The sequence below is a fragment of the Virgibacillus sp. genome, assembly GCF_013393565.1.
Lineage (GTDB): Bacteria > Bacillota > Bacilli > Bacillales > Amphibacillaceae > Virgibacillus > Virgibacillus dokdonensis.
Map to the genome: position 1 here is coordinate 1 of NZ_JABXHF010000111.1, position 7,524 is coordinate 7,524.

Annotated in this window: 6 protein-coding genes and 2 pseudogenes; 6 read left to right on the forward strand and 2 right to left on the reverse strand. The window is 36.0% G+C overall.

The window, feature by feature from the left end:
* Window positions 1-208 precede the first annotated feature (208 nt).
* Window positions 209-366 (reverse strand): annotated as a pseudogene (locus HLX49_RS16655) (VOC family protein); the annotation flags it as partial.
* Window positions 367-739: 373 nt separating this feature from the next.
* On the opposite strand from HLX49_RS16655, the gene HLX49_RS17175 reads away from it, so the two are divergent.
* The 6 genes and pseudogenes from HLX49_RS17175 to HLX49_RS16680 form a co-directional block, all read left to right on the forward strand.
* On the forward strand, window positions 740-904 hold the full coding sequence (locus tag HLX49_RS17175) for a hypothetical protein (protein WP_367112766.1): 165 nt from the start codon (window positions 740-742) through the stop codon (window positions 902-904).
* Window positions 905-1,066: 162 nt separating this feature from the next.
* The gene (locus HLX49_RS17180; RefSeq protein WP_367112767.1) at window positions 1,067-1,528 is read left to right on the forward strand and encodes a MurR/RpiR family transcriptional regulator; all 462 of its coding nucleotides are present in this window, start codon (window positions 1,067-1,069) and stop codon (window positions 1,526-1,528) included.
* 58 nt (window positions 1,529-1,586) lie between these two features.
* Window positions 1,587-2,342, forward strand: a complete 756-nt coding sequence (locus HLX49_RS16665) for a MurR/RpiR family transcriptional regulator (RefSeq protein WP_296363302.1) — start codon at window positions 1,587-1,589, stop codon at window positions 2,340-2,342.
* 145 nt (window positions 2,343-2,487) lie between these two features.
* Window positions 2,488-4,080: a PTS transporter subunit EIIC gene (locus HLX49_RS16670; RefSeq protein ID WP_296363304.1), complete on the forward strand. Its 1,593-nt coding sequence runs from the start codon at window positions 2,488-2,490 to the stop codon at window positions 4,078-4,080.
* Between the two features lie 25 nt (window positions 4,081-4,105).
* On the forward strand, window positions 4,106-5,434 hold the full coding sequence (locus HLX49_RS16675; protein WP_296363305.1) for a 6-phospho-alpha-glucosidase: 1,329 nt from the start codon (window positions 4,106-4,108) through the stop codon (window positions 5,432-5,434).
* Window positions 5,435-5,519: 85 nt separating this feature from the next.
* A pseudogene (locus HLX49_RS16680) lies at window positions 5,520-6,304 on the forward strand (IS256 family transposase); the annotation flags it as partial.
* Between the two features lie 285 nt (window positions 6,305-6,589).
* Here the strand turns inward: HLX49_RS16680 and HLX49_RS16685 are convergent.
* Window positions 6,590-7,524, reverse strand: a 935-nt coding sequence (locus HLX49_RS16685; RefSeq protein ID WP_296363308.1) for a spr1629 family repressor/antitoxin, incomplete at its 5' end; no start/stop codon positions are given.

A 7,524-nucleotide genomic window follows, 5' to 3' on the forward strand; every position in this document is an offset into this window, starting at 1 on the left:
GTCCTTTATATTGGATTTGGATAGGTTACTACCGCCAACCATTATAAAGGATTTTTTATGGAAAAATATAGTTAAAGAAAATTCAGTATTCACTAATGGGTTTAAGTATTTTAATGCGACGCTAGTGCTATAGTATAAATAAAGAATTATTAAAGAGGCTCATAAAAAGGAGATCGGCTTTATGTTATTGGGATAGTCTCCTTCTTTCTTAAACTTCTACTTCACTCATTCGTGCAAGAGTATTATTTTCTGTATCTTTAAAAAATACCATCCAGTTTCCGCATGTCCCAATTTTGCTACAATATGTGGTTCGTCAATAATAGTAATTTCATTACCTGCTAAGTGCTCATAAGCATCGTTAAGATGGATTCGGTCTCCACTATTATCTACTTTGTACTAAAAGACCTTGACCAATGCGTAACAGGCCAATGGGAAATCCCTTGTTTTTTGAATACGTATTCAATTAGTTTGACTCCATTTTATCAAATTTTTTTCTGCATCCAATTATTATCGCGGAATTTTTTTTCGTGTATAATATGAATTAGAGAAAGGTTATGATAAATAAAGTTGTTTACTACGTGTTTCCAGTTAAAATAATTTCGATAAGTGATATAAAAAAGGGAACGTCAATGTGAATCAAGCAAGCCAGCATGGTTTAGCCCGTATTCGCAGCAATTATAGCAGGCTAAGTGAGAAAGAAAAGTAAATTGTTGACTATATTTTACAACATCCAAAAGCGATGATTCATCATACGATTAATCAGATGGCTGACGAATTGGAAGTGGCGGAGTCAACGGTATTTCGCTTTTGTCAACGGGTAGGATTTAAAGGATATCAGGCGCTAAAAATTGCGCTAGCTGCAGAGATGGTCACACCTGTAGCAGATATCCATGAAAAAATTTAAGCTGATGATGTTGTTGGAACAGTTAGTGAAAAAGTGTTCCGTTGCAATATGAAAACATTAGAGGACACGTTGAAAATCAATCGGAAGGCATTAAACAATGCTGTGTAGGCTCTTATTAAAGCGGAGAGAGTAGAGTTTTTCGGGATAGACGGATCGGCTATTGTGTCGATTGATGCGTATCATAAATTTCTTCACAGTGGAATTCAAGTTCACGCAAACTTAGATGCACATATGCAATTAATGTCAGCTTCACAATTAAATGAGCAGGATGTAGCTGTAATTATCTCTCACTCTGGTTCTACTAAAGATATGATTGATATATTACATGTTTTACGCGACAAAAATGTAACGATTATTGCTATCACCAACTTTGCTAAATCAACGTTGACTAAGCATGCAGACATTTTACTTTATACCGTGTCTCAGCAGACGGAATTTGGCCCTGAGGCACTATCTTCAAGAATTGCAGAACTGACTTTAATCGACGCTTTGTATACGAATGTGATGCTTGCTAAAGGGGAATCTGCTGGAACAGGCTTTACAGGATATGCGATTGGCAATTGCCTTAAAACGTTTATAAAAAGTAACCAAATTTTTAAGGACCTGATTGTAATTGTAAATTGATGTTGTCTTATCTAAACGATTATCTTAAGCAGCTAAGTATGTTGAAGGAGGAGGTAAGTTGATTGATATTAGTAAATTAATTCAAGGGAAAAATGTAACAGAGTTGGATATTCAGCTGTTAAACTATATTATTGAAAATATCGATCATGTGCTGCAGCAAGGAGTACGTCACATAGCTAAGGTGAATTATACTTCGCCGGCAACTATTATTCGTTTATCAAAAAAACTTGGATATAAAGGATTTGTAGATATGTATTATCACCTTTTGCCGTTAGTGAAAGAAGTAGGGGAAAGGCAAACAGGTGTGGTCGATGATTTTCCGGAGATCAACACACAAGAGTTTTTTGAATACAATAAGATGAAAACGATTAACCTATTTATAGATAAAGTATTGAAATTAGAACAATCATACATTTTTTTATATGCCACCGGTTTTTCAGCTATAGCCGCGGAGTATTTATACAAAAAGCTATTAGTATTAGGCAAAAAAACCATATTTGCGAGTGGTATGGATTCGATAGGGGTTTTTGAAAATAATTTAGACAATATTGGTGTACTTGTCGTGATTTCCAAATCTGGTGAAACGCAGCAAGTCATCGATAAATTAGTTGCAGCAAAAGAACATCGTATTTTTACTGTTTCCTTCACAAAAGAGATAGAAAATCGAATTGCAGGCATATCAGATCTGAACTTTAAAATTATCGACAATAATAAGCTGGACGATCGAAATATGCTGCCTAACATCTTTTTCCCAAGGTTGTTAATGGCATTTGAGCTGATTATAAAAGAGTATTTAAAAACAAACACAAGATAATAGATAATTCCTCCTCTTTATGAAACGTGTTTTCAATCGATGAAACACGTTTTTTCTAATTCAAAAACCATATACAAGAAACCGTTTACGAGTTAAACTAACTCATGTCAAAGACAAATAGACGAATATATTGGGGGTGTATGAAATGAAGCAGAAAACGATGGAAGCAATGCAGCGTTTTTCGAAAGCAATGTTTATTCCTGTTCTCATTTTACCAATTGCCGGGATTCTAATTGCTCTTGGTAACGTTTTTACAAATGAAAGATTACTTGAAGTGATTCCCTTTTTAGATAATCCTGTTACAACTGGCTTTGGATCTATTTTATCAGGATCATTAGTTTCGATACTGAGTAATTTAGGGCTAATTTTTGCTGTAGGTATAACAGTAGGATTAGCAAAAAAAGAAAAATCTGTAGCAGGATTTACTGCATTATTAGGGTATTTAGTGTTTGTCAATGCGATGAATAAATTTATGGAACTAACTGGTTTACTCGTAGAGGCAGAATCCTTGCAAGGTACTGGACAAACATTAGTGTTAGGAGTCCAAATCTTGGATATGGGGGTTTTCCTAGGAATTATTCTCGGTATTGTAACCGCTTATATTCATAATAAATTTATTGATACGGAATTTAATGGTGCTTTCCAAATTTACGGAGGATCCCGGTTTGTATTTATTGTTCTAATTCCGGTAGCTGTGTTAATGGCAGTGCTTCTTACTTATATTTGGCCTGTTTTTCAAAGCGGAATTAATAGCCTCGGTACATTAATTCAACATAGCGGAAACTTTGGTGTGTTTCTATACGGTGGATTGGAAAGGCTGCTCATCCCAACTGGCTTACACCATTTAGTATATACGCCGTTTCTATACACATCTCTAGGTGGGGTTGCAGAAGTCGGCGGACAAGTTTTAGAAGGTGCGAGAAATATTTACTATGCAGAAATCGCCAATTCAGCAGTAGCCCGATTATCTGAAAGCGTCATCTGGGATGCGCGTGGTATTGCTAAAATGTATGGCTTAATCGGTGCATGTTTAGCGATGTATCATACTGCAAAACCGGAAAATAAAGCAAAAGTGAAGGCAATCTTAATTCCGGCAGCATTTACTTCCTTTATTGCTGGAGTCACTGAACCAATTGAATTCTCCTTTATGTTTGTAGCACCGATCTTATTTGTTGTTCATGCTGGTCTGAGCGGCTTAAGTATGGTGGTATTAAACATATTAGATGTCCGTGCCATTGGACCAAACGGGATGATTGACTTTCTATTATATAATCTCCCGCTTGGTTTTGAAAAAACAAGCTGGCCCATGTATATCTTAGTAGGAATTATATTTTTTGTTATTTATTATGTTGTATTTCGTTTTTTAATTACGAAATTCAATTTTAAAACAGTTGGTCGTGAAGAACAAGGAAAAGAAACGAAACTGTACTCAAAAAAAGAATACAAAGAAAAGAAGAGCAAAGAAAAGGGCAGCACCAATGAAAATGCAGATATCGCAAACTTGATTGTAGATGCTCTTGGTGGTGCTGAAAATATCAATACTGTGACAAACTGTTATACGAGGCTGCGGCTTACTTTGCATCAGCCAAACCTGGTTAATGAAGAGATTTTAAAAACAAAAACAGGCGCAAATGGCATCATTATTAAAGATAAAAATGTTCAGGTTGTATACGGTTTACAGGTAACAGCTATTCGTAAAGCAGTTGATAGCTATTTAGGGAGAGAACAAACAGAATAAATTTATTCAAGAAAGGAAGAAAACGATGAAACAACAATTTTCGATTGTTATAGCAGGTGGCGGAAGCACATATACACCAGGGATTGTTATGATGCTCCTAGATAACTTAGACCGTTTTCCTATTCGTACACTTAAATTGTACGATAACGATGCAGACAGGCAGGCGGTATTAGGAGAAGCATTGGAAATTACTTTAAAAGAAAAAGCACCGGACATTGAATACATTTATACTACTGATCCGGAGGAAGCATTTACGGATGTTGATTTCTGTTTCGCACATATACGGACTGGAAAATATAAAATGCGTGAATTAGATGAAAAAATACCGTTAAAACATGGTGTTGTCGGTCAAGAAACATGTGGACCAGGTGGAATTGCTTATGGAATGAGAAGCATTAAAGACATGATAGAACTAATTGATTTGATGGAGCAATACTCACCGGATTGCTGGATGTTGAATTATTCAAATCCAGCGGCTATTGTTGCAGAAGCTTGCCGCGTGTTGCGAACGAATTCTAAAGTGTTAAATATTTGCGATATGCCAGTAGGAACATTACGTAGAATGTCCCAAATTATTGGTAAAACCCCGCAGGAACTTGACGTTCGTTACTTTGGGTTAAATCATTTTGGATGGTGGACGAGCATAAAAGATAAAGAAGGAATCGAATATTTGCCGCAAATTAAAGAATATGTAAAAGAGCATGGTTACCTGACACAAATTGAAGTCGATACACAGCATATGGATCCAAGCTGGCAGGAAACGCATAAGAAAGCGAAAGATCTGCTAGCAGTTGACCCAAGGTTTTTACCGAACACGTATCTGAAATATTATTTTTATCCTGATTATGTTGTGGGGCATTCTAACCCGGAATATACAAGAGCGAATGAAGTAATGGATGGCAGAGAAAAAGAAGTATTCTCTACAGCAAGGGAAATTGTTGAAAAAGGTACATCAGAAGGAATCGAATTTTCTATCGGCAGTCATGCTACGTTTATTGTCGATCTGGCACGTGCTATTGCCTATAATACGCATGAAAGAATGGTTATGATTGTAGAAAACAATGGATCTATAGCAAACTTTGATAACGATGCAATGGTTGAAATTCCATGTATAGTTGGGGCGGACGGACCAGAACCTTTAAGCCAAGGAAAGATTCCAGACTTCGAAAGAGCTTTAATGTATCAACAGGTTACTGTGGAAAAGTTGGTAGTTCAAGCATATATTGAAGGAAGCTATCAAAAATTATGGCAAGCTCTAACGCTTTCTAAAACAGTGCCAAGTGCAAAAGTAGCGAAAGAAATTTTAGATGATCTTATAGAAGCTAATCAAGCATATTGGCCAGAGTTGAAATAAACTAATGACAATACCTCCTTAAAAGATTATGATTTAAACTTTTGAGGAGGATCTTTGTTTAGGCAGCTTTTTATAACAATCCTAGGTTAGCAAAATAACAGATAAAATCATGCCTCTAGTCAAAGAGTGGCAATCACGCTCACTTAACCGGGTTTATCCTATCGTATTTTTGAATGCCATCCTCTTTAAATGTTCGAGATGAAAATAGAATCATTAATAAAGCTGTATATAGTGTTTTAGGAATGAATATGGAGGGGCATAAAGAAATATTAGGCATCTGGATTGGGGAAAATGAAAGTACTAGCTTTTGGCTAGGCGTATGTACGGATCTTAAAAACAGGGGTGTAGAGGTAAGATCCTAATTGCTTGTAAAGACGGGCTTTCCGGCTTTTCAGAGACAATTAGTTCTGCATTTCCTCAAACAAAAATACAGTTGTGTCTCATCCATCAGATACGCAATTCGATGAAATATGTCTCCTACAAGGAACAAAAAGAAGTGATGAAGGACCTAAAGAAAGTATATCAAGCATTGACACTATAAGAAGCTGAAATGGCCAGGTAAAATGGGACAAAAAGCACCCAATTATGATCCGATCTTGGGAACAAACTGAAATGACTGCCTATTTCCGTCACCCTAGGGAGATTAGAAGGATCATTTACACGAGGAATATCATCGAAGGGTATCATAGACAACTAAGAAAAGTCACAAAAACAAAATCCCTTTCCCATCTAATGAGCAAAGGAAAATGATTTATCTGGCAACCATGGTATTACAAAAAATGGCCGATGTCGGTACAAGGTTGGAAAGAGAGTATATCACAGCTTGCCATCCATTTTGGGGAATGGCTAGAAACAGTGCCGGCATTATAACTGTTCATTTGGTTCCGGCTTGACATAGAGCCTCTAGCGGGCGTGATGGATTTGCGTTGGAGATACCTTTAAAAAAATAAAGCTATCGCCAACGCAAAAGCGAGCGTATCACACGCCCGCTTCTCCAAGTAAAGCCTTTTTATTTTATTGTGTGCAATTCCCATTTACACAAAATAGCTTATACTCCAAAATAATAGGTATCTATACTTACTCTGATTAATCTTATCTCTTCATATGACTACCACTTGCTATTTTTGTATGATATAGCCGACAAAATAATCTAACTTACACATTCTTCTTTCGCATAGCAGATGAAAAATCATTTACATAAACTAACTCAAAATCTTGTTCGCTCACCAAATATTTATTAAAAAAGCTAATATCAATACCTGTGAGTCGGTGAAAGAATTCAATCTCCACCATCCAATCTCTTTCCATCATCTCATGTATATCGATAATTTCCTTTTTAACAATTAAATCAATAATTGTTTTAACTTTTTGCGGCTTTTGTATAGGTAAGATGTCATCTAATGGTTCTCGTTTTAAATACCCTTTTCGTTGCAGAGCTGCATAAAAATTACGATGTTTTTTTGCTTCTAGTATTCCCAAATTAGCCGCTCGATACCCGAGCACTTGCAAGGATGTTTGCCATTTTTTCTTTAGATCTAAATAGGCATCTGGATTTGTTAAATGAAAAATAGATTTCATATCTTCTCTAAACTCATCTTCAGGTAGTAAGAAGGCACCTGCAAATTTATTTGCTTCTTTTTCGATGGCCTTATGTTCCTTTCGGTCTAAGCTAGTAAATTCTACACGATAATGAAGCAGTAAGTGGCCAAGTTCATGAGCCAAATCAAAATTCCGTCGAACTGCTGATCGTTTGAGATTTCCTAGCATAATAAAAGGTCGGTCGTGTTTGGTCCATAAGCTGTATGCATCGATGTCTTCACCTAGACCCTTTTCAAAAACAAAAACACCACTTTTTTCGATAAGAAATATCAAATTATTATTTGTATTTGGATCTAATCCCAATTCCTGGCGTGCAAGTTGGGCTGCTTTCTCGATTTGAACATCTCGTTCATCTGAAGTAGCGTTTAAGTATTCAATGACTTTGTTTCTTAATTGAATGATTTTTTGTGTAGGATAAGCTATTTTATTGGATAAATAATTTACAAAGCTATCCAGAAATTCCATATGTTTTGTCTCAGATTGTGTTTTTG

Coding starts and splice junctions, on each gene's coding strand:
- HLX49_RS16675 (WP_296363305.1), top strand. CDS start 4,106: ATGAAACAACAATTTTCGATTGTTATAGCAGGTGGCGGAAGCACATAT.
- HLX49_RS17175 (WP_367112766.1), top strand. CDS start 740: ATGATTCATCATACGATTAATCAGATGGCTGACGAATTGGAAGTGGCG.
- HLX49_RS16670 (WP_296363304.1), top strand. CDS start 2,488: ATGAAGCAGAAAACGATGGAAGCAATGCAGCGTTTTTCGAAAGCAATG.